The following is a 20,650-nucleotide window of genomic DNA, read 5'->3' on the forward strand; positions in this document are numbered from 1 at the left end:
TGACTGACCCACCGCCATCGCGAGCAAGCCCGCTCCCACATTGGTTCGGCGCTGTTAGATAGACTGCAGCAGCGCTTCGATCTGTTCGAAGCTTGGGCGCGCAGCACGTCGGGCTGGCAGCAGTTTCTGTGCAGCTCCAGCAGCCGCTGATCACTCGACCCCGCCTCAACCCGCTCCAGCAACTCCCCCAGCAACACGCCGAACGCGCGCACTTCAATGCGTTGCAGTGCTCTGGTTTCGAGGGTGTCGGCCGTGGCATGGAACGACGCCGCGCCAAAGTCGCCCAGCAAGCAATCACCCGCTTCGTTCCACAGGATATTGTGGCCGTACAAATCGCCGTGGGTGATGCCGTGACGGTGCAAATGCGCGGCCACCGAGGCGATGCCTCGGGCCATGCGCAAGGCCACGTCGAAGCTGAAACGCGTGTCGGGTTGGTAAATATCGCGGGTGCACGATGCCAGGCTCGGCAGGGCGGCGAGGTTGCGGTAGCTCGGGTCGATCAGGTCCATCACCAAGGCTGCCTGGTCTTGCGGGTGGTCAACTACGCGGCCTTGCACTTTGATCAGGTTGGGGTGCAAACCTGCGGCGATGCAGGCCTGCATTTCATGCAGCGGCGAGCCGTCGCTGGTGATCGTGCCTTTATACAGTTTGACCGCAACCGGCTTGGCGGCCGGCGCCCACTGCGCTTTGCGAATGATCCCGGAGGCGCCTTCGCCCAGCACTTCGCCCAGCACCAACTGCGACCAGGGAATGTTCGCCGTCGCCTCATCTGCCGCGACCTCCACGGCCATCTCCACCGGGTTACCGGCATAGGCCAGCCAGGTCAGGCTGGGCATGGTCAGCAGCCAGGGCGGCAGTTGGGTCAGGCGGTTGGAGGCGATGCGAATCAGCTCCAGGTTGGCGCAGTTGGCCAGGCTCTGCGGCAGGTGCGCGAGTTGGTTGCCGGCCAGCATCAGTTTTTGCAGCAATGGCCGTTCGCCCAATGCACTGGGCAATTGGCTGATGCAGTTATCGGTGAGGATCAGCCAGCGCAACTGCGGCGGCAGAGAGGCTTCGGGTACATGCCTGATCTGGTTGGCCTTGAAGCCGATCATGCTCAGTTTTGTGCACTGGCCCAGGCATTCCGGCAGCGCGGTAAAGGCGTTGTCCGAGCAAAACAGCACGCGCAGATGCGTCAGGCGATGCAAGTCATCCGGCAAGCTGCTCAGGGCATTGCCGGTGAGGTTGAGGATTTCCAGGGAGTCGGCCAGCTCGAAGATTTCCTGCGGGAATTCGGTCAACCCGCAGGACAGGTCGAGGCGCGTGATTCCGGCCAGTTGGCCGGCCTTGAGTTGGGCGAGGGTATTCATCGGCGGCGCGGTCACTCGGCAAGAGGGCATAAAAAGGCGCTCATGATACCGGGTCGGGCGCGGGTTGCGCGCGCGCCGTTTGCAATTGTCCGAGGCGGCTGGCGGTGCGCGCAAGGTCAATGGCCTGGCCTTCCAGCGCTTCAGCCAAGGGTAACTGGCCGATCAGTGTCAGGCGTTTATCCTGATCGTAGAGCACGTCCACCACGTTGATAAAACGCTGTTGCACGGCGATCGGGCAGTCTGCGAGTGGCGGCAGGCCGTCGATGATCCAGTGGTCGAAGTCCTCGCACAGCAGCAGGTAATCCATCACGGCCGTGAGCTGTTCGCAGAGGTCGTTGAAGGTGAAGGCGAGCGTGGCGGCCTGATGGCGGCGGCAGCTTAATTGCCGGGTGCCGACGGTCAAGCATTGCGCCGGGCAATCGGCTGCGGGTAACCCCAAGGCCTCGCGCTGCTGCGTGGTGCCTGGCCACACGTATTGACCGGTGCTGAAGCGCTGTTGCGCATGGGCCTGCGGCAAGCTGCGAAAATCCTGGTCTGAACTGACTTCCAGCACCTCCATACGCGCGGCGATAAGGTCGATCACCGGTTTGAAGCGTTCGTGGTACAGCGGGTTGGGCAACAGCCCTTGCGGCGCGTAGTTGGACGTCACCAGCACCAGCACGCCGCGCCGGAACAGCGCCTTGAATAACCGGCTGATGAGCATCGCATCGCCAATGTCGTGGACGTGGAATTCGTCGAAACACAGCACGCGGCAACCCGCCAATAGCTCGTTAAGGGTTACGGCCAAGGCATCGTCATGCTCGCGGTGCAGGAACATGCCCCGGTGCAGCCGGGCGAAAAATGCATGGAAGTGCACCCGCTGTTTCTCGGCAATCGGCAGCGCCTGGAAAAACCCATCGAGCAGCCAGCTTTTGCCACGCCCCACCGCGCCGTGAAGGTAAAGGCTGCGCGTGGGCTGGCCGGCGAGCAGGTACCCGGCTTCGCGGGCGAGGGCGGTAATCGCCTGGGTTTGGCCCGCACTGAGGGTATAGCCCAGTTGCTTCGCCTGGGCCTGAAAGTAAGCGGGGATGGGCGATGCGCCGGCGGGTTCGGCGTTGTTACCAAACAGGCGCTGGATCAGGGAAAACACGGCCAATGCGAGTCACTCTGTGTTTCGGTGGTGGCTTACTTTAGGGCGCCCGCGGCGATTTGACCAATAGCGCCCGCTATTGCGCAACAGTCGGGCGCGCGCAAAAACCTTTCCGGACTGGCGGTTTTTCTGCCAGTGGCTAACCTCATAGTCAGGCGTTACCCCTGTATAAGGAATTGGGGCAGTGAAGGGACGAGCAGTATTGGCGGTGATGGGCACGATGCTCTGCAGTACGGTGTACGCCGCGCAGTTGCAGGTGGTGGTGCGCATTGACGTGCAGCGGGGCTGCCAACTGGTGGGCACTACCCGCAGCGCAGGCATTGAGCAACTGGGCGTATTGGATTTCGGCAGCGGCGCGCGTCTGGATGACCCGGCCGGCCTTTGAGTGCGGCGCTGATCAGCCAGCGTCAGCCACGCCTGGAATGTAACCCCGACACGCCTTACCAAGTGCGCGTCGACGGCGGCCTGCATGGTGGCGTCGGCGAAGTGCGCTACCTGAGCGCCGCAACCCCTTCGAGTCAACCCATTCCCTATCGTATCTACGCAGACGCTGCGCGGTTGATCCCGTTGCCGGTGGATGTGCCCTTCAGCGGGCGGGTGCCGGACTCAGGCTCCGTCGACTTGCCCCTGTATGGCCGAATCGAACCGCTGAAAGGCATCCCGGCCGTTGGTCGTTATTCCGACCTGCTCAAGGTCACGGTCACATGGTAAGCCGGTTGCTGGCCTTGGCGGCCATGGGCAGCTTATTGCTGCCAGCGGAGCACGCCCGGGCGGCGGTGGCCAGCGGGTTTATCCAGGCGCGCATGGTGGTTACCGCCAGTTGCGAAGTGAGCCGCGGCACTGACACGGCGCCGGTCAGCCCGACGGGTGGCACGGCCATGCTCGATTTCGGCAGCCAGGGGCCGACCTGGAGCAACCCCTTGGGCGCGGGCCTGTCGGCCAGCGGTACAGCGCCGCTGTCGGTGTCATGCAACCCGACAGTCGCAAGCTTCACCGTGACCATTGACGGCGGCACCAATGCCGTTGGCACCACGCGGCGCCTGAGCAACGGCCGCCAGACCATCGATTATCAACTGATGGCCGACCCGCTGGGGCGCATTCCCTATCGGATCGGCCAGCAACACAGTTTTGTCGCCAGCGATGGCACACAAATGACCATCCCGGTGTGGGGCGCCGTGGTGGCCAATACAACTGCCCTGCCTGCCGGCACCTACACCGACACGTTGACCGTGACACTGGACTGGTAACTCAAAGGGATGACCATCATGCACACATTAGTATCTCGAATAGGCGTCTGCGCGCTGGGCCTTGCGATGGCCTCCAGCCTCAACGCGGCGACCACCGTAACCGGGCAGATCACCTCCAGCATGACGCTGATCGCGAGTTGCCAGGTCAACGGTTCCGGGGCGGCCACCGGCTTGAACTTCGGTAGCTTGAACTTCGGTACCACCAATAGCTTGTTCACCAACGCCGACGCGCAACTGTTGGGCGGCACCGGTACGGGCGGCGCGCTGTCGGTGCTGTGTTCTGCCGGCACCACGCCGACGGTCAAGGTGCGTGCCGGCGCGCATGATAACGCCTCGCCAGGCGGCACGCGTGCCCTGGCCGACGGTGCGGGCAACTTCGTGCCGTATGACTTCTACACCGACAGTGGGCACTCCGCGCTCCTGGCTATCGACGGCGTGATCACCCTGGCCGCGAGTACCGGCGTGGCGCAAACCGTCAACCTCTACGGCCGCGCGGTGGGCAAGGCAGGGCTGCCAGCGGGCACTTATACCGACACGGTGGCCGTAGAACTGACGTTCTGACGCCATGACACGTTCGGTGTGGCTCAAGGCATTGCTGGCCTGCGCGTTTGCAGTGCCGCTGCCGCTGTCGGCGGTGACCAGCCAGAGCTTTCAAGTCAGCGCGACGGTCACGCCGGGCTGCCTGATTGTGGGTGCGGGGCCTAACTATGGCGCGCTGGCCTACGGCAGTTATTCGGCCCTCGCCACCGGCACGGTGAGTGCGGCGCTGACCAGCGGGGTGATCTTGCAATGCACGCCCGGGGTGACACTGAGCATGAGCGTCGACGGCGGGTTGCACAGCAGCACCGGGCGCAATATGCAGCACAACAGCAGTAGCGCGCGCGTGGGTTACCAGTTGTTCAGGGATGCGGCGTTCAGTCAGAGCCTGGGCATTAGTCAGAGCGTCACCGTCAGTTACAGCGATGCAACCACCATCAGCTTGCCGATTTACGGGCGGGTGCAGTTACCCGGCAATCAGCCTGGGGGGACGTACAGCGATACGCTGCAGGTGCAGTTGTCGTGGTAGGGCTATGAGTATAAGGAGTGGGTTTATGCGTTCACCTTCCCGGCGGCTGTGGGCCGCGGGTGTTGCCTTGGCTGCCGTGTGCTCGGCGGGGCTTGTGCAGGCAGCGAGTTCGGTGCTGATCTGGCCCATCGACCCGGTGCTGGAAGCCGATCAACAGGCCAGCGCGCTGTGGCTGGAAAACCGTGGCAGCGAGACGGCCAGCCTGCAGATTCGGGTGTTTGCCTGGAGCCAGAGTGGCTTTGACGAGCAGTACCAAAACCAGCGCGATGTGGTCGGCAGCCCGCCGGTGGCGAGAATCGAGCCAGGGCAAAAGCAGCTGGTACGCCTGACGCGCACCCGTGAAGTGCCGCCGGGGCAGGAGCTCGCCTATCGCATCATCATTGATGAAATCCCCTCGGCGCTGCAGGTGCCAACGCCGCCGGAGGGCAAGAATACCGCAGCGGCCATCCGCTTCCAGATGCGTTACTCGGTGCCGTTGTTCGCCTACGGCGCTGGCCTGTGGAGCAAGGACGATGCTACCCGCCAGCGCGACCCCAAAGGCGCCGGCAAGCCGGACCTGAGCTGGCAAAAAGTCAACGTGGCCGGGCGCACCTACATTGAGGTGCGCAACCAGGGCGCGGTGCATGCGCGCCTCACAGACGCCTCGTTCAAGCAGGGCGGGCAGCCCCGGCCTCTGGTAGATGGCCTGCTCGGTTATGTGCTGCCCGGCGCGACCATGCGCTGGCCGGTGCCGGACGCGGTGTCCGCCGATCAGCCGTTGCAGGTACGCATCAACGGTGCGCCGCAATTGGAGAGTCTGGCGCCAAAGCGGTAACCGCTGCACCGCGCGACGGCGTTAGTCCCGGGTTCAACAGGATGGAGATGTCCATTGAAGGACACAACGCCATGGAGCCGTGGTTGGGCTCGTTGTAGGTGGCCGTCGGTGGCAGTGGTGAGCGGGCTGTGCGGCGCGATGATTGCGCTGCCGGGCGTGGCTGGCGACCTGCCGCCGCCCCCAAGCAGTCTGGAGGCTGTTGCCGATGCACAACTGTTTCTGGAGCTGGTGGTTAACCAGATGGACACTGGCCGCGTTATCGCGGTTGATCAACGGGCCGGGCAGCTCTATGTGCCGGCCAGTGCGTTACAGGACGTGGGCATGAAATTGCCGGGCGACCTCACCGGCAGCATCGCCCTGGACGCGCTGCCGGGTTTGCACAGCGACTACGACAGCAACGGCCAGCGCCTGTTGCTGGATGTACCGCCCTCGTGGCTGCAGGAACAGTTCATCGGCAATCGCAATACCTACCCGCGCACTCAGGCCATGAGCAGCTTTGGCGCATTGCTTAACTATGACGTGTATTTCAACGACACCGACGAAGGTGGCAGTTACCTCGCCGGGTGGAGCGAACTGCGACTGTTCGATAATTGGGGCACCTTGTCGACCACCGGGCAGTACCGCCAAACCCTGATCGGCGGCGTCAGCGACAGCACGCTCAACAACGGCTATCGGCGTTACGACACCACGTGGCGGTTCTCGGATGACGAGCGGCTGCTGACCTACGAGGCGGGTGATGTGATCAGCGGCTCGCTGCCCTGGAGCAGTTCGGTACGATTGGGCGGGGTGCAACTGTCGCGCGATTTCGCGGTGCGCCCGGACCTGGTCACGTATCCCTTGCCGCAATTTGCCGGTGAAGCGGCCGTGCCGTCCTCGGTTGACCTGTTTATCAACGGCTACAAGTCCGAAAGCGCGCTGTTGCAACCGGGGCCTTACACGCTTACCAATATTCCGTTCATTAACGGCGCCGGTGAAGCGGTGGTCGTCACCACCGACGCCTTGGGTCGCCAAGTCTCGACCACCGTGCCGTTCTACGTCACCAGCACGTTGTTGCAACAAGGCCTGTCGGATTTTTCGGTGGCCGCCGGGACCTTGCGCCGCGATTACACCCTGCGTGATTTCGGTTACGGACCGGGCGTCGCCAGCGGTACCTTTCGCTATGGTTACTCCGACAACCTGACGCTGGAAAGCCATGCCGAAGCCGCCAGCGACCTGACGCTCGGCGGGCTGGGCGGCAACCTGCGGCTGGGTAACTTCGGTGTGCTCAATACGGCCGTCGCCCAAAGCCAGTTCGCAGGCCGCACCGGCCAGCAACTGAGCCTGGGTTACCAGTACAACAGCACGCGCTACAGCCTGTCGTACCAGCGCGTCGAACGGCGCGATGAATACGCCGACTTGAGCCTGGTCGACACGCCCTACGCCAGCCTCAGCAAGCGCAGCGAACAGGTGACGTTAAGCCTCAACCTGGAGCGCTTTGGCAGCTTGGGCGTTGGCTACTTCGATGTGCAGGCGGCCGACGATTCGCGCACGCGGCTGTTTAACCTGAGCTGGAGTAAACCGCTGTGGCGCAACACCAGTTTTTACCTGTCGGGCAACCGCGAGGTAGGCGACAGCAACTGGGCGATGCAGGCGCAATTGGTCATTCCGTTCGACCTCAGTGGCAGCCTGGCCGTGAGCAGCGAGCGCAGCAAAGACGGCGCCAGTCGCCAACGCGTCAATTACAGCAGTGCGGTGCCCAGCGAAGGGGGCGTGGGCTACAACCTCGGCTACGCCCAAGGCGATGGCCCGACCTATCGCCAGGCCGACCTGACCTGGCGCCTGCAATCGGTGCAGTTGCAGGCCGGCGTGTACGGCAGCAGCGACGCCGAGACGCGCTGGGCAGATGCCAGCGGTTCATTGGTGTGGATGGGCGGCAATACGTTTGCCGCCAACCGCATCAACGACGCCTTCGTGGTGGTGAGCACCGAGGGTTTCGCCGGTATTCCGGTGCGCTACGAGAACCAACTGGTGGGCCACACCGACCGCAATGGGCATCTTTTGGTGCCGTGGAGCAGTGCGTATTACCGCGGCAAGTACGAAATCGACCCGCTGAACCTGCCGCCGAATATCCAGAGTGCGAACGTGGAGCAACGCGTCTCGGTGCGGCGTGGCAGCGGTTACTTGTTGGCGTTTCCGTTGCGTCGCGTGATCGCTGCGAGCATCACGCTGGTGGACAACCAGCATGAGGACTTGCCGCTGGGCAGCCTGGTCGTCCACGAACAAAGCAACACGCAGGCGGTGGTGGGTTGGGATGGCCTGGTGTACCTGGAAAACCTCAGCGCGCACAACACGCTGCAGGTGACCTTGGGTGAAGGGCGCACCTGCCAGGCGACGTTCGACATTGATGAGCAACAACAGGACGTGCCGCTGATCGGGCCGTTGGTCTGCCAATGAGGGGCTGAACAAGGAGCGTGCAGGTGAGAGGCAAGGGATGGCTGTACCTTGTGGGGCTGATCGGGCTGATGTTTTCAGCGCAGGCAATGGCGCTGTGTTCGGTGGTCACCCCGACCCCGGTAAGTTTTGGCTCGATCAGTTCGATGACTGTGCGCACCGCTGCACAGGCCAGTTCCAGCGCTAATGCGGGGTTGCGTTGCACCTCGACACTGATCTCGCTGCTGGTCTCCACTGACCACTTTTATGCCACGGTGACGGGCTCTGCCCAAGGTGGGATGGTCGGGCCGACGGGGGATGTGATTGGCTATACGCTCTACGGCAATAACACCACCAGTTATCCGATCACACGCAACAGTCAATTTGATTTTGGCGCCGCCAGCGGCATCGCTCAAACCCTTGGGCTGGTGGCGGGGCCGGGCGCAAAAAACCTCCCGCTGTACGTGAGTAGTATTACCGGCAGCAACGTGGCTGCGGGGCTGTACAGCGAGACCTTGAGCATTGCCTGGAACTGGAACTATTGCTCCGGCATCGGCATCGGCGGCATCTGCGCGGGGCGCGATACCGGCACCGGCACGTCGGCGATGACCGTCAGCATGACCGTCACCAACGATTGCCAGATCACCGCGCCGAATATCAGCTTTGGCAGCGCGCCGGTGGTGAGCGGTTTTACCCCTGTCAGCGCGCAGACCATCAGTATCACCTGCACCAAAGGCAGCGCCTACACCGTAGGCCTCAGCGATGGCCAGAACCCGGTCAGCGTGGGTGGGCGCAGGCGCATGATTGCCGGCACCAATTACCTCGCCTACGACATCTTCAAAAGCGCCGGTACCACGCGCTGGGGCAGCGTCGGCGCAGCGCGGCGGGACAGCTCGACCGCCGAGGTCAACCCCGGCAACGGCCTGGGCACCGGCAGCCAGATTTTCACCTACAACGCCAAGGTCTACACCGACCAGCCCACGCCACCGGCCGGCACCTATACCGACAACGTCGTGCTGGACGTGGGGTTCTAGAACTTGAGCATCTTTGCCGTGGGCTCATCGTTCGGGCTGACCACGGCATAGTTGTACCCGGCACCGGACCAGTACTCAGCCTGCAGCCCATCGGCAGTGCGGCTGCCACGCGGCAAAAAGCCGTTTTCCGGGCCTGGCGGGCGAATGTAGAAACTGATACGCCGACCTTGCGTGTCTTCGTACAGCACCATTGCCGCAGCGCCTTGGTCAGTGGTGAGCAGGCGCCCGCTGACTGGTGTAAAACCCGACGCGCTCAAGTCCGGCAGGCGGTGTGCCTGATTGAAGTAGCGGTCGAGCCACGCCTGCATGTTGACGCTGCCCTGGGCCTTGAAATCGGCTGGCATGATGCCGTCCTGGGCAAACAGGCGGAACGCTTGCATGGCGTCGGCCATCGGCAACATCGGCGCTTGGGTCGCTTCGCGGGCGTGCCAGCCGACCAGGCCGCCGAGGGTGACGGCGATCAACAGCACGGCGGCGGTTGCGAAGTGGCGGCGCGATTGATGCTGGATGCGTTGGCGGATCAGTGCCGGGTCCAGGTCGGGGTTGGCCGGTTGTTGCAATACTCCGCTCAAGGCGGCGCGCAGCACCTGCGCATCGTGCTGCCAGGCCTGCACTTGAGCTGCCACGTCGGGGTGCGCGGCCAACCAGGTGTCGAGTACGCGGCGGTCGCTTTCCAACAGTTGGTGATCGACGTAGGCATGCAAATCGCGTTCGCTGGGGGGCAGGCTGATCATTTGAGTATCCGCAGGGAAGGGCTGGCAATTTCGCCGTCGCTGAGTTGGCGCAAGGCTTGGCGCGCGCGTGACAGGCGCGACATGACGGTGCCGATGGGCACCTCGAGGATAGCCGCGACTTCCTTGTAGCTTAAGCCTTCGACGCAGACCCAGAGCAGCAAGGCGCGTTGCTCGGTGTTGAGTTGGTCGAAGGCTTGCAGGGCCGATTGGGCCATCACCGTGCGCTCCACCGAGGGCTGAGCGTCGTCACGGCCGGTAACAAACTCGAGCATGCGCGCGTAACGCCGGCTGCGCCGGTGGGCATCGAGAAATTGTCGGTAAAGGATCGAGAACAGCCAGGCGCGCAGGTCACCTTCGGTGCGTTTGTCGGCCCAACGGGTAATCGCGCGCTCAAGGCTCGACTGCACCAAATCGTCGGCGCTGCTGGCGTTACGGGTCAGGGATACGGCAAAACGCCGCAACCTGGGGATGAGTTCACGTAACTGTTCGTCGAGTTCATGCATGGGGGGCGAGTCTAGCCGGTTGTGTAGGTGTAGACGCTCGCCGCTGTAAGTTATTCCAACAGGAGGCAATAAGAAATTTTCCCCTGCAGTTGGGTAATGCCTTAAGGATTCTGGTGCCTGTAATGTCTGAACTGCCCACCAATCAACCCTCGTACTTGCCGGAACAGCGTTGGCAATAAACACACGAGGGTTTTTTCATGACATTTTCGCTAATCAACACTCAGTTTTTTTTCCTGCCGGTGCTGGCTCATTTGCCTGCCGTGCGGCGTGTTTTGTTTGAGCAATGGGGATGTGGCCCGACAAGCCAGCCCACCTTCGATCGTGTGCACCACGCCATAGAGATGCAAGCGGCGCTGGCGCCGCAAGCGACCGCTGCCGTGTGGGCGGGCCAGCGTATCAGCTATGAACAACTCAACCGCCAGGCCAATCGGTTGGCGGTGCGCCTGACCGAGCTGGGCGTGAAACGCGGCGACACGGTAGCGTTGTTCGTCGAGCGCTCAATCCCAATGGTGGTAGGGCTTTTAGCCGTGTTGAAGGTGGGCGCTGCGTACGTGCCGCAGGACGCCAGAATCGTGCCGAGCCTGCAGTTGGCGATGGTCCTCGACGCATTGACCAGCCCGGTAGTGCTGACGCTGTCGCACCTGGTTGATCGGATTCCCGCAGAAGCGGCCGATCGCTGCCTGTGCCTGGATACGTTCTTGGCAGAAGAGCTTTGGGTGGCGCAAAACAATGATCAGGTGTTCGCCGCCACCGACACCGATGACCTGTGTTTCGTGTTGTTCACCTCGGGCACTACCGGCCGGCCGAATGGCGTGTGTGTCAGTCACCGCAACGTATGTAACATTCTGCTGACCCAGCCAGGCCAGATGGGCATGGCGCCTGGCCGCAACGTGGGGCAGATCCTCAACATCGGTTTTGACATGGCGGCCTGGGAAATCCTCGGTTGCCTGGCCCATGGGGCAACGCTGTTGATTCGCGGCAAAGACATAGCGAAGACCGCCGCGCAGTGCCATGTGTTAATCGCGACGCCTTCGATACTGGCCAGCCTCGACCCGCAGCAGTGCCCGGTCATGAGTGTGGTCGCGGTGGCCGGGGAGCCCTGTTCCCAAGCGCTGGCCGACCTGTGGGCCACGCATTGTGCGTTTTACAACGGCTGCGGGCCCACCGAAACCACCATCGTCAATACGTTGCACCTGCATGTGCCCGGCACGTTGTTAACCATCGGCCAGCCGACGCCCAATAACACGGTGTATGTGCTCGACGAACAGGGCCGCGCCTGTGAATTGGGGGAAATCGGCGAAATGTGGGCCGGTGGTATGGGCGTCACGGCGGGCTACCTGAACAATACCCCGCTGACCCAGGAACGTTATCGCCCGGACCCTTTTCTGGGTGGCGAGGCGATGATGTTTCGCACGCGAGACTTGGGGCGGTGGACGCCCGATGGGCAACTTGAGCACCTGGGCCGTGTTGACGATCAGGTAAAGGTTCGCGGCTTTCGTGTGGAACTGGACGCGGTGTCTTCGGCCCTGGAGGCCGCTGCGGGTTGCACGCGCGCCGTCACGCTTAAACTGGACAGCCGCACCTTGGTGGCCTTTGTCTCACCGGCCGACGCCGATATTGACGCGTGCCGGTTCCAGTGTGAACAGCGGCTGGCCTACTACTGCGTGCCCTCGGCCATTTACGCGGTCAAGGACTTCCCGATGACCGCCAGGGGCAAGATCGACAAGGCTCTGTTGCTGCAAAGGGCGCGTGAGCGGTTCGTGGCCTTGGCGGCGCTCTCATCCGAGGACGCCGGTCGTGATTGATTTACTGACACTCACCGTGGTCCCGCCCAAGCCCGCGCTGTGGCGCCGCTGGACGTCATTGCGGATTTTTTCTTACTACAACCGCTTGGCGGCAATGGTTCTGATGGCTAACGCGGCGTTTGTGCTGATGGGCCTGAACCTGCAGGCCATCAATGTTCAAGTGCTGTCGGACATGGTGTTGATCAACCTGTCGATTGCCATTTTGATTCGTCAGCGATACGTGATCAATGCGCTGTTCTGGCTGGCGACACGCGTACCGCTCACATGGCCGCTGCGCGTGCGTCGCAGCGCAGCCAAGGTGTACCACTTCGGTGGTTTGCACAGTGGCGCAGCCTTGGCCGCCACCGCCTGGTTTACGGTGATGGTCGGCGTTCAGGTCGCGCGATATGTGCAGGCACCTGGCAGCGTTTCGCCGGCCTGGTTGTGGTTAAGCGGTGTGCTGCTGAGCCTGCTGATGTTGATGGTGATCATGGCGCAGCCGCAGATCCGTGGCCGCTTTCATAATGGTTTCGAGCGCGTCCACCGGTTTGCCGGTTGGAGCGCACTGCTGCTGTTCTGGGGGCTGGCGCTGCTGGCGTCATACGAGTCGTCGTCGAACCTGCTGCACAGCGCGTCTTTCTGGATGCTGGTGCTGCTAACACTGAGCATCGCTTTACCTTGGTTGCGTCTGCGAAAGGTGGCCATCGAACACGTGCGTCCTTCAGGGCATGCGGTGGTTACGCGCTTTACCCACACCACGCCCTTTGTCGGTTCGGCCACTGCGCTCAGTCGCCATCCACTGCTTGAGTGGCATTCATTTGCGAATATTCCTGCGCCGGGCGAAGCAGGGTTTCGCCTGATCATTTCCAAAGCCGGCGATTGGACCGGGCGCTTCATTGAGGACCTGCCCCAACACGTCTGGGTCAAGGGCATTACCACTGCCGGTGTGGCCAACGTGGAAACGCTGTTCAAGTCCGTGGTTTACATCGCCACGGGCAGTGGCATTGGGCCGGTGATGCCGCATTTATTGGCCGCTAAAACCCCGATCCAGTTGATTTGGTCGACTCGCAGCCCGAGAAAAACCTATGGCGACGCCTTGGTCGACGAAATTCTACGCGCCCAGCCCGGCGCGTTGATCTGGGACACCGATGAACGCGGCAAGCCCGATCTGCTGCAATTGGCTTACGGCGCGGTGCAGGCCGTTGGTGCGGAGGCGGTGATTTGTATCGCCAACCAGGCGCTGACACAGCGTGTCGTGGAAGCGCTTGAGGCCCATGGAATACCCGCCTATGGCGCGATCTGGGATTCCTGAAACACGTATGTTGAGTCGGCCGTGCATCTACCTTGAAAAAAGCTACAGTGAAAATGGAATAGACCTACACCTGGTTCGTCTCATAGCTCTTTCCACTGTGGCCAAACGGCCTGGAGTTATTCATGGTAGATCACTCGTCACCGCCCCGTGCGCCGATGAGCACTGCGAGCCTGATCGCGCGACTCGCCGGTATCGGAGCCGTGGTTGCGGTTGTGGCCGGGGCATTTGCCTACGTCAATGGCACCCTCGACCCACAGCGCCTGCGCCCGAAAACCTTGGTTAATGCGCTGGAAACCAATAACGGCGTACACCCTGGGTTCCGACGCAACCATGCCAAGGGCGTCTGTGTGGCGGGTTATTTCGAGAGCAGCGCCGAGGCGCGTGCGTATTCCGCTGCGCAGGTGTTCAGCGAGGCTAAAACCCCGGTGATCGGGCGCTTTGCCTTGCCCAGTGGCAACCCTTATGCGCCGGACAGCAGTGTGCCGATCCGCAGTTTCGCCGTGCAATTCAGCCAGGCCAACGGCCAGCAATGGCGCACCGGGATGAACAGCATGCCGGTGTTCCCGGTGGGCACGGTTGAGGCGTTCTACCAGATGCTCAAGGCCGGTGCGCCTGACCCGGCGACCGGCAAGCCGAACCCGGCGAACATGCCGGCGTTTTTTGCATCGCACCCGGAGACAGCGGCGTTTTTGGCGTGGGTGAAAACTGCCAAACCGTCGGCCAGCTACGCGACTGAAACGTACAACGGCATCAATGCGTTTTACCTGGTGAGCGCCGATGGCAAGCGCCAGGCTGTGCGGTGGGGCGTGGTGCCGCAAAGCCAGGATACGCCGGGTGATACCGCGCCGTCGGGCGGTGACTTCCTCGAAAAAGACTTGGTGCAGCGCTTGGCTTCAGGGCCGCTGCGTTGGCAGTTGAACATGACGCTGGCCAACCCCGGCGACCCTGTGGACGATGCAAGCAAAGCCTGGGTGGGCGACCACAAAGTGCTGAATGCCGGCACGCTGGTGCTGCAAAGCAGCCAGCCGCAAGCGGACGGCGATTGCCGTGACATCAACTACGACCCGCTGGTTTTGCCGAGTGGTATCCAAGCCTCCAACGACCCGTTGCTGGCCGCACGTTCGGCAGCGTATGCCAGCTCGTACGTACGCCGCGCCGGTGAAGTCAACTCGCTGCACAGTGCCCCTCAGGAGTCGAAGCCATGAATGCTCAACCACGGTTTTTTGCGCCGTTGGCTCGCCTGCTGCATTGGTTGATGGCACTGATGGTGATTGCCATGCTGTTTATCGGTGCCGGCATGGCGGCGTCGGTGTCGCAGCGTCATGCGTGGCTGATTGACCTGCACAAGCCGCTGGGGATTGCGATTCTGGCGTTGGTTATCGTACGGCTGATCGTGCGGTTTTCGACCCGGCAACCGCCACTGCCTGCCGATTTGCCACTCTGGCAAGTACTCGCAGCCAAGGCGTCCCATGTGCTGTTGTACGCGCTGATGCTGGTATTGCCGTTGCTCGGCTGGGCAATGATTTCGGCGGCCGGTGACCCGGTGATGCTCAGCAGTTCAGTGCAGTTGCCGGCGCTGGTGGGTGCAGACGCGCCGCTGTTTGCGCTGTTACGCAAGGCCCACGGCTATCTGGCGTACCTGTTGTTCCTGACCGTGCTGCTGCACTTGGCGGCGGCGTTGTTCCACGGGCTGATCCGCCGTGATGGCGTGCTGCAAAGCATGACCGGCAGCAAGCACTGACGCGGGTTTTGGTGGCAAGCTCGCTTGCCACAACAGCGTCATTCAGTGCCGATCCAAACAATGTTCAGCGCAGGGCCGTGACTATATCGGCCACGCTGCTCAAGACGTCCTTGCCCAATTGCATCGAGCGTTTGCCCGACCAGCCGGTGTGCGGGTTGGGCGCGTTGTCGTTGTCCTTGAAGGGCATCTCCAGGGTCAGTGACAAACAGTCGTACTGCTCGCCGACGGCATTGCAGGCCAGGGTCATATTGGCTTCGCCCGGCAAATCGCGGGTGTAACCATGGGTGGTCTGGAAGTCGCGGGTCAGCGCGCTCAAGTGGCTGCGGAAGCGTTTTTCCAACGCTTCAATACGCGGGGTGTAGCCCGGGTTGCCTTCGCAGCCTGCAGTGAAGACGTAAGGGATTTCTTCGTCGCCGTGAATATCGAGGAACAGGTCGACGCCGTATTTTTGCATCTGCTCTTGGGCGAAGAGTACTTCGGGGCTGAGTTCCTGGCTGGCGCTTTGCCAGGCACGGTTGAGGTCCTGGCCCATCGCGTTGGTGCGCAGGTGGCCGTGGAACGCGCCGTCCGGGTTCATGTTCGGAATCAGGTACAGGTCGGCGACGGCCAGCAGCTTTTTCAGCTCAACGTCACCGTCTTGTTGCAGGCGTTCGATGATGCCTTCCATGAACCATTCGGCCATGTGTTCGCCGGGGTGTTGCTGGGCGATGATCCAGATGTTGCGCCGGCCCTCGCCACCCTTGCCGCGGCGCAGCAGTTGAATATCACGGCCTTCTACACTTTTGCCGGTAGCGAGCAAGCGGGTGCCTGCGCGGTTCAAGGCTTGGTCGATCAGCCAGTCGTGGCGCTCACGGCTGTAGGGTTCGAAGTAGGCGATCCACGCGTGTTTCTCGCGGGTTTCCAGGCTGATGTGCAAGGTGTCGCCGTCAAAACGGGTGGGCACCCGGAACCAGTTGATATGGTCGTAGGAGGCCACGGCGTTGTAGCCGCTCCACGCGTTTTTATACGAGGAATGGCTCGCGTTACTCAGGCGGAAGGTGTGGGTGTGGCCCACGTGCATGCCTTCAGCTTTAAAGTGGAACCATTGAAAATGCGCGCTGCGCGTATCGGGCTTGATTGCCAGCAGCAGTTGAAAGGCATCGCTGGCATCCAGCACCTGGATGTTGCCGCTGTCGAAGTTGGTGCTGATCTTGATAGAGGTCAAGGCCACGGTCATAGTCTGGTTGCCTGAATATGAGTGTTGTGGCGGCTATATTACACAGGAGTCAGGCAAAATCTTGGTGCAAAATTGTTGCACGAGGGGAGGGGGCGTCATCCCTGACGCCGCAGCAGCTTAGGATCTATGAGATTGATTCTCAAGCGCTATTTCGCAAAGAACCGGGCTAGAGCGTTCGTTCGGCTTTCTTTTGGCGATTGTCTTTTGCTACCATGCGCGCCATCAAGCAACACACAGTCTTCATTAGCCTGAAGCCATGCCAGGGAAACTGGCAAAAAAAAAGACCCGGCCAAAGAGCCGGGTCAAAAACCGTGATTAGCCTGATGAGGAGATATTCCAGGAGTCCGACCTAAGGTCTCTTGGTCTATCGACTGATCTCGCGATCAGCTGGGTCCAATAATAATCATTATCATTTGCAAGTCAAATGTTTTTGTCGGCCTGATAGAAATATTTTTCCGTTGCGCCCGTCACACGCTGAGCTGAGTAGCGGCCGGCGCCCGCAATGTCTGCTCCACCATCGCTTTTGCCATATCAATCAAATACACCACCGAAAAGGCCAGATCCCGCTGGTTGCCTTGACGGCTGTTCGCCGATTCGTAGGCTGCGGCTGCCGCGCTGCGTAGCAGGTCGGAGGCGTGAACCAGGGCTTCTTCATGGCTGACGCCGGGCTTGATGGCGAAAAAACAGTCGTCCGCGCTCGGCACCGACACATCCTCTTTCAAGTAATAGTCCAGTGCGCGTCGTACGGCGCCGCTGCTGCGCAGGTCCAGCAGTTCGTCAGCTTGCGCTGCGCCGGGCAGGTGATACGGGCTAGTCGTCATGAAGGTGGTTACTCTGAGTGAATGTCGAAAACCTGCCTCTGATAGTAGTACGAATCGTATTTATGTCATTTGATGGATTACTACAAACTGTTTATTGTCATGAAAAATACCCAACGTATTGTCACGTCCTATGGATAACTGGATTGCGTTGGTCAAAGCCAACATGAAAGACCGCAAGGTCACGCAGGACGAACTGGCCGAACGCTTGGGCATGTCCCAAGGCGGTGTCGGCCATTGGCTTAACAAACGCCGCGTGCCGAGCCTGGCGGATATGAACCGGGTACTCGCCGAGCTGGGCTTGGGTTACCTGGAAGTCGCGCTGGAAATTCGTGAGAGAGACGACGAAGCGCCAGCCCCGGTAAAACATTACAACCCGTATTTTCGCTACCCGGTCAGCGACTGGAGAGGCGTGTGCGAAATCCGTGAAGAACGCGCGGTGTATGAAGTGGCGCGTTTCGAGCTGACCGATTACCACGCCCAGGGCGAAGCGTTCTGGCTGCCCGTGACGGGTGATGCGATGACCGCCCCCAGTGGCCTGAGCATCGGCGCAGGCATGATGATTCTGGTAGACCCGGCCATCGCTGCCGAACCTGGCAGGCTGGTGGTTGCCCAATGGGCAGATAGCCCTCAGGCAACCTTTCGCCAGTTGCTGGAAGAGAGTGGCCAGTTGTATCTGGTGCCACTCAACCCCACCTACCCTAAAGTGCTGTTCACCGACGATTGCCGAATGCTCGGGGTTGTCGTGCAAGCCACTGCGAAGTTTTAGCCGGCCGTTTCAAGCTCGACCAAGGCACTGCCTTCGGCAACCATTTCACCTTCCTGGCAAAACAGCGCCTTGACCTTTCCAGCGTGCGGCGCGCGAATACTGTGCTCCATCTTCATCGCCTCCAGCACCACCAGTTGAGTGCCGGCTTGCACCGTTTGGCCCACCTCCACCAGCACACGCACGATACTGCCGTTCATTGGCGCCGTCAGGCCACCCTGATGTGACGGGTTGGCCGCGACCGCTGCAATCGGGTCAAACAAGCTGACCGCGTGCAACTCGCCGTCCCAGCGCAGGTACACACAGCCTTCGCGGCGCACCGCCAAATGAGCGCGGCGCACGCCGTTATGGTCGATCAGCAACTGCTCGCCGTGCAGGTGTGCGGTGCTGCCACTCAGCGTTACCAGCCGATGCTGTCCGGCGCAGCTCAAATGCACCGACACCTCGGCAGGCAGCCCCGCGCGAAAACCCCGCGTATCCGCCCACGGCCCAAAACCTGCCGGCAAGCTCTGAATAAACGCCGCGCCAGCCGCCTGCCAGAAGGCATCGCTGAGCGCGCCCGCCACCGGCAGCAACTGATCCTGATAGCGCGCAATAAACCCGGTGTCCAACTCAGCCGCGGCAAACGCCGGATGGCCGATGATCCGCCGCAAAAAGCTCAGGTTGGTCTTGAGCCCACCCACGGCAAACTCATCGAGCATGCTCAGTAAGCGCAGCCGAGCCTGTTCACGGTCTTCGCCCCAGGCAATCAGCTTGCCGAGCATCGGGTCGTAGAACGGCGAGACGCTGTCACCTTGTTGCACGCCGCTGTCGACGCGGCGCCCCGGCCCTGCGGCAGGTTCACGGTACAGCGCGAGGTGCCCGGTGGCCGGCAGAAAATCATTCGCCGGGTCTTCGGCGTACAAGCGCACTTCGATCGCATGGCCGATCAGCGGCACGTGCGCCTGAGTGATCGGTAACGCTTCACCCATCGCGACACGAATCTGCCAGGCCACCAGATCCAGGCCGGTGATCGCCTCTGTCACCGGATGCTCCACCTGCAAGCGCGTGTTCATCTCCATAAAGAAAAACGCGCCCTGCGCGTCGAGCAAAAACTCCACGGTGCCCGCGCCCACATAACCGATAGCCTGCGCCGCACGCACCGCGGCTTCGCCCATGGCCTTGCGTTGTTCAACACTCAAGCCCGGCGCCGTGCTTCTTCGACGACCTTTTGATGGCGGCGTTGAATCGAGCAATCGCGCTCGTTGAGGTACAGGCAGTGGCCGTGCTGGTCGGCAAACACTTGAATTTCGACATGGCGCGGCTTCAGCAGGTATTTCTCCACCAGCATCTGCGCATTGCCAAAGGACGACAGCGCCTCGCGCTGGGCCGACGCCAGGGCTTCGGCGAGTTGGCTTACATCCTCGACCACCTTCATGCCCTTGCCACCGCCGCCGGCCGTGGCCTTGAGCAGCACCGGGTAGCCGATACGCGCGCAGGCGTCACGAAAGGTTTGCAGGTCTTGGGCGTCGCCGTGATAACCCGGCACCAGCGGCACACCGGCGTGTTCCATCAAGGCCTTGGCGGCCGATTTACTGCCCATCGCATCAATCGCCGAGGCGGGCGGGCCGAGGAAGATCAGCCCCGCCGCTTCTACCGCGCGGGCAAAACCGGCGTTCTCCGACAGAAAGCCATAACCCGGATGAATCGCCTGGGCGCCACTCGCCTGAGCGGCGGCGATCAGCTTGTCGATTTGCAGGTAGCTTTCGGTGGCTTTGCTGCCACCCAAATCCACCCGAATATCCGCCTCGCGGCTATGGCGCGCATCGCGGTCCGTGGCACTGTGCACGGCCACGGTGGTCAACCCCAGCGCTTTGGCCGTGCGCATCACGCGGCAGGCAATCTCGCCCCGGTTGGCCACGAGTAACGTGGTCAGTGTGCTCATGAACGCGGCTCCTGCGCTTGCCAACTGGGCGGGCGTTTTTGCAGGAAGGCGCGCAGGCCTTCCTGGCCCTCGGCGCTGACGCGAATCCGTGCGATGGCATTTTCGCAATAACGGCGCAGCGCGGGGTGAGGGCGCCGTTACCCACTTCACGCAGTAAATCTTTGCTGGCGCGCATCGCCGCCGGGCTGTTTTGCAGCAGGTTGCTGACCCACTGTTCGACGTGCTCATCCAGCTCACTCGCCGGGTAACTTTCCGCCAGTAAGCCAAGCTCGCGCGCGCGCTGGCCGCCGAAGCGTTCGGCGGTCAGCGCATAGCGCCGCGCGGCGCGTTCGCCGATAGCCTGTACCACGAACGGGCTGATCACCGCGGGGGCCAAGCCGATGCGTACTTCCGACAGGCAGAACTGCGCGTCATCCGCCCCAATCGCCATGTCGCAGCAACTGATCAAGCCCAGCGCACCGCCATAGGCCGCGCCTTGCACCACGGCCAGGCTGGGTATTTTCAGCTTGGCCAGGTTGTACATCAACTCCGCCAGCTCGCGGGCGTCGTCCAGGTTGGTGTGGTAATCAAGCTCGGCGGATTGCTGCATCCAGGCCAAATCGGCGCCTGCGCTGAAGTGCTTGCCGCGCCCGCGCAGCAGCAGAAAGCGCAAGGACGCATCCGCCTGCACGTGGTCGAGGGCGATGATCAGTTCACGGATCATCTGCGCATTGAACGCGTTGTTCTTGGCTTCACGGTTAAGCCACAGCGTGGCAAAACCACGGCTGTCAGTGATCAGTTCGAGGGTGTTGAAATCGCTCATGG

General features: G+C 61.9%; 16 protein-coding genes and 4 pseudogenes. 12 read left to right on the top strand and 8 right to left on the bottom strand.

All coding sequences use genetic code 11. The features are described from left to right. Positions 1–54 precede the first annotated feature (54 nt). Together F0169_RS00010 and zapE are read right to left on the bottom strand one after the other, a co-directional pair. Positions 55–1,349 (bottom strand): annotated as a pseudogene (locus tag F0169_RS00010) (protein kinase). Positions 1,350–1,389: 40 nt separating this feature from the next. After that, positions 1,390–2,484, bottom strand: coding sequence for a cell division protein ZapE (gene zapE / locus F0169_RS00015; RefSeq protein ID WP_152745064.1), 1,095 nt, complete (start codon positions 2,482–2,484; stop codon positions 1,390–1,392). 205 nt (positions 2,485–2,689) lie between these two features. On the opposite strand from zapE, the pseudogene F0169_RS00020 reads away from it, so the two are divergent. The 7 genes and pseudogenes from F0169_RS00020 to F0169_RS00050 all read left to right on the top strand — a co-directional run bounded on the left by F0169_RS00020 (position 2,690) and on the right by F0169_RS00050 (position 9,048). Next, positions 2,690–3,189, top strand: a pseudogene (locus tag F0169_RS00020) (Csu type fimbrial protein). After that, the gene (locus tag F0169_RS00025) at positions 3,183–3,725 is read left to right on the top strand and encodes a Csu type fimbrial protein (RefSeq protein WP_058415591.1); all 543 of its coding nucleotides are present in this window, start codon (positions 3,183–3,185) and stop codon (positions 3,723–3,725) included. Before F0169_RS00020 ends, F0169_RS00025 begins: the two are co-directional and overlap by 7 nt. An 18-nt stretch (positions 3,726–3,743) precedes the next feature. Further along, positions 3,744–4,286, top strand: coding sequence for a Csu type fimbrial protein (locus F0169_RS00030; RefSeq protein ID WP_058415597.1), 543 nt, complete (start codon positions 3,744–3,746; stop codon positions 4,284–4,286). 4 nt (positions 4,287–4,290) lie between these two features. Next, the gene (locus F0169_RS00035) at positions 4,291–4,791 is read left to right on the top strand and encodes a Csu type fimbrial protein (RefSeq protein WP_058415590.1); all 501 of its coding nucleotides are present in this window, start codon (positions 4,291–4,293) and stop codon (positions 4,789–4,791) included. Between the two features lie 25 nt (positions 4,792–4,816). Continuing rightward, positions 4,817–5,605, top strand: coding sequence for a fimbrial biogenesis chaperone (locus F0169_RS00040; protein WP_058415589.1), 789 nt, complete (start codon positions 4,817–4,819; stop codon positions 5,603–5,605). 138 nt (positions 5,606–5,743) lie between these two features. Next, positions 5,744–8,038: a fimbria/pilus outer membrane usher protein gene (locus F0169_RS00045; RefSeq protein WP_122249937.1), complete on the top strand. Its 2,295-nt coding sequence runs from the start codon at positions 5,744–5,746 to the stop codon at positions 8,036–8,038. Between the two features lie 17 nt (positions 8,039–8,055). Next, a complete protein-coding gene (locus F0169_RS00050; RefSeq protein WP_425274267.1) occupies positions 8,056–9,048 on the top strand; it encodes a Csu type fimbrial protein in 993 nt (330 codons plus the stop codon). Here the strand turns inward: F0169_RS00050 and F0169_RS00055 are convergent. Then, positions 9,045–9,782, bottom strand: coding sequence for an anti-sigma factor family protein (locus tag F0169_RS00055; protein ID WP_152745065.1), 738 nt, complete (start codon positions 9,780–9,782; stop codon positions 9,045–9,047). The two genes, F0169_RS00050 and F0169_RS00055, sit on opposite strands and share 4 nt — an antisense overlap. Then, positions 9,779–10,285, bottom strand: a complete 507-nt coding sequence (locus tag F0169_RS00060) for a sigma-70 family RNA polymerase sigma factor (RefSeq protein ID WP_058415586.1) — start codon at positions 10,283–10,285, stop codon at positions 9,779–9,781. Before F0169_RS00060 ends, F0169_RS00055 begins: the two co-directional genes overlap by 4 nt. A gap of 197 nt (positions 10,286–10,482) precedes the next feature. Here F0169_RS00060 and F0169_RS00065 point away from each other — a divergent pair, with 197 nt between their 5' ends. The 4 genes from F0169_RS00065 to F0169_RS00080 all read left to right on the top strand — a co-directional run bounded on the left by F0169_RS00065 (position 10,483) and on the right by F0169_RS00080 (position 15,122). Next, a complete protein-coding gene (locus F0169_RS00065) occupies positions 10,483–12,090 on the top strand; it encodes an amino acid adenylation domain-containing protein (RefSeq protein ID WP_152745066.1) in 1,608 nt (535 codons plus the stop codon). Then, positions 12,083–13,381 carry a hypothetical protein gene (locus F0169_RS00070; protein ID WP_172979274.1) on the top strand — a complete coding sequence of 433 codons (1,299 nt, stop codon included), beginning with the start codon at positions 12,083–12,085 and terminating at the stop codon, positions 13,379–13,381. The genes F0169_RS00065 and F0169_RS00070 overlap by 8 nt, the downstream gene beginning before the upstream one ends. A 122-nt stretch (positions 13,382–13,503) precedes the next feature. Next, positions 13,504–14,586: a catalase family peroxidase gene (locus F0169_RS00075; protein WP_152745067.1), complete on the top strand. Its 1,083-nt coding sequence runs from the start codon at positions 13,504–13,506 to the stop codon at positions 14,584–14,586. Then, positions 14,583–15,122 (top strand): cytochrome b, encoded by a 540-nt coding sequence (locus F0169_RS00080; RefSeq protein ID WP_058415582.1) that lies wholly within the window; start codon positions 14,583–14,585, stop codon positions 15,120–15,122. The genes F0169_RS00075 and F0169_RS00080 overlap by 4 nt, the downstream gene beginning before the upstream one ends. Positions 15,123–15,186: 64 nt before the next feature. Here the strand turns inward: F0169_RS00080 and F0169_RS00085 are convergent, their stop codons facing one another. After that, entirely contained in the window at positions 15,187–16,338 is a 1,152-nt protein-coding gene (locus F0169_RS00085) for a M14 family metallopeptidase (RefSeq protein ID WP_058415581.1), read from the bottom strand. Positions 16,339–16,805: 467 nt separating this feature from the next. Then, the gene (locus tag F0169_RS00090; RefSeq protein ID WP_122249923.1) at positions 16,806–17,159 is read right to left on the bottom strand and encodes a DUF6124 family protein; all 354 of its coding nucleotides are present in this window, start codon (positions 17,157–17,159) and stop codon (positions 16,806–16,808) included. Positions 17,160–17,289: 130 nt separating this feature from the next. On the opposite strand from F0169_RS00090, the gene F0169_RS00095 reads away from it, so the two are divergent. Further along, positions 17,290–17,925: a LexA family protein gene (locus F0169_RS00095; protein ID WP_058415579.1), complete on the top strand. Its 636-nt coding sequence runs from the start codon at positions 17,290–17,292 to the stop codon at positions 17,923–17,925. Here F0169_RS00095 and F0169_RS00100 read toward each other — a convergent pair. Further along, a pseudogene (locus tag F0169_RS00100) lies at positions 17,922–19,846 on the bottom strand (acetyl/propionyl/methylcrotonyl-CoA carboxylase subunit alpha). The gene F0169_RS00095 and the pseudogene F0169_RS00100 sit on opposite strands and share 4 nt — an antisense overlap. Continuing rightward, positions 19,843–20,648 (bottom strand): annotated as a pseudogene (locus F0169_RS00105) (gamma-carboxygeranoyl-CoA hydratase). Before F0169_RS00105 ends, F0169_RS00100 begins: the two co-directional pseudogenes overlap by 4 nt. Positions 20,649–20,650: the final 2 nt, after the last annotated feature.

Origin of the sequence: Pseudomonas kitaguniensis (assembly GCF_009296165.1) — a bacterium.
Lineage (GTDB): Bacteria > Pseudomonadota > Gammaproteobacteria > Pseudomonadales > Pseudomonadaceae > Aquipseudomonas > Aquipseudomonas kitaguniensis.

Excerpts from the sequence above, each read along its gene's own strand:
- F0169_RS00075 (WP_152745067.1), top strand. The coding sequence starts at position 13,504 with ATGGTAGATCACTCGTCACCGCCCCGTGCGCCGATGAGCACTGCGAGC.
- F0169_RS00025 (WP_058415591.1), top strand. The coding sequence starts at position 3,183 with ATGGTAAGCCGGTTGCTGGCCTTGGCGGCCATGGGCAGCTTATTGCTG.
- F0169_RS00060 (WP_058415586.1), bottom strand. The coding sequence starts at position 10,285 with ATGCATGAACTCGACGAACAGTTACGTGAACTCATCCCCAGGTTGCGG.
- F0169_RS00055 (WP_152745065.1), bottom strand. The coding sequence starts at position 9,782 with ATGATCAGCCTGCCCCCCAGCGAACGCGATTTGCATGCCTACGTCGAT.
- F0169_RS00045 (WP_122249937.1), top strand. The coding sequence starts at position 5,744 with ATGATTGCGCTGCCGGGCGTGGCTGGCGACCTGCCGCCGCCCCCAAGC.
- F0169_RS00095 (WP_058415579.1), top strand. The coding sequence starts at position 17,290 with ATGGATAACTGGATTGCGTTGGTCAAAGCCAACATGAAAGACCGCAAG.
- F0169_RS00065 (WP_152745066.1), top strand. The coding sequence starts at position 10,483 with ATGACATTTTCGCTAATCAACACTCAGTTTTTTTTCCTGCCGGTGCTG.
- F0169_RS00030 (WP_058415597.1), top strand. The coding sequence starts at position 3,744 with ATGCACACATTAGTATCTCGAATAGGCGTCTGCGCGCTGGGCCTTGCG.
- F0169_RS00080 (WP_058415582.1), top strand. The coding sequence starts at position 14,583 with ATGAATGCTCAACCACGGTTTTTTGCGCCGTTGGCTCGCCTGCTGCAT.
- F0169_RS00090 (WP_122249923.1), bottom strand. The coding sequence starts at position 17,159 with ATGACGACTAGCCCGTATCACCTGCCCGGCGCAGCGCAAGCTGACGAA.
- F0169_RS00085 (WP_058415581.1), bottom strand. The coding sequence starts at position 16,338 with ATGACCGTGGCCTTGACCTCTATCAAGATCAGCACCAACTTCGACAGC.
- F0169_RS00040 (WP_058415589.1), top strand. The coding sequence starts at position 4,817 with ATGCGTTCACCTTCCCGGCGGCTGTGGGCCGCGGGTGTTGCCTTGGCT.
- F0169_RS00035 (WP_058415590.1), top strand. The coding sequence starts at position 4,291 with ATGACACGTTCGGTGTGGCTCAAGGCATTGCTGGCCTGCGCGTTTGCA.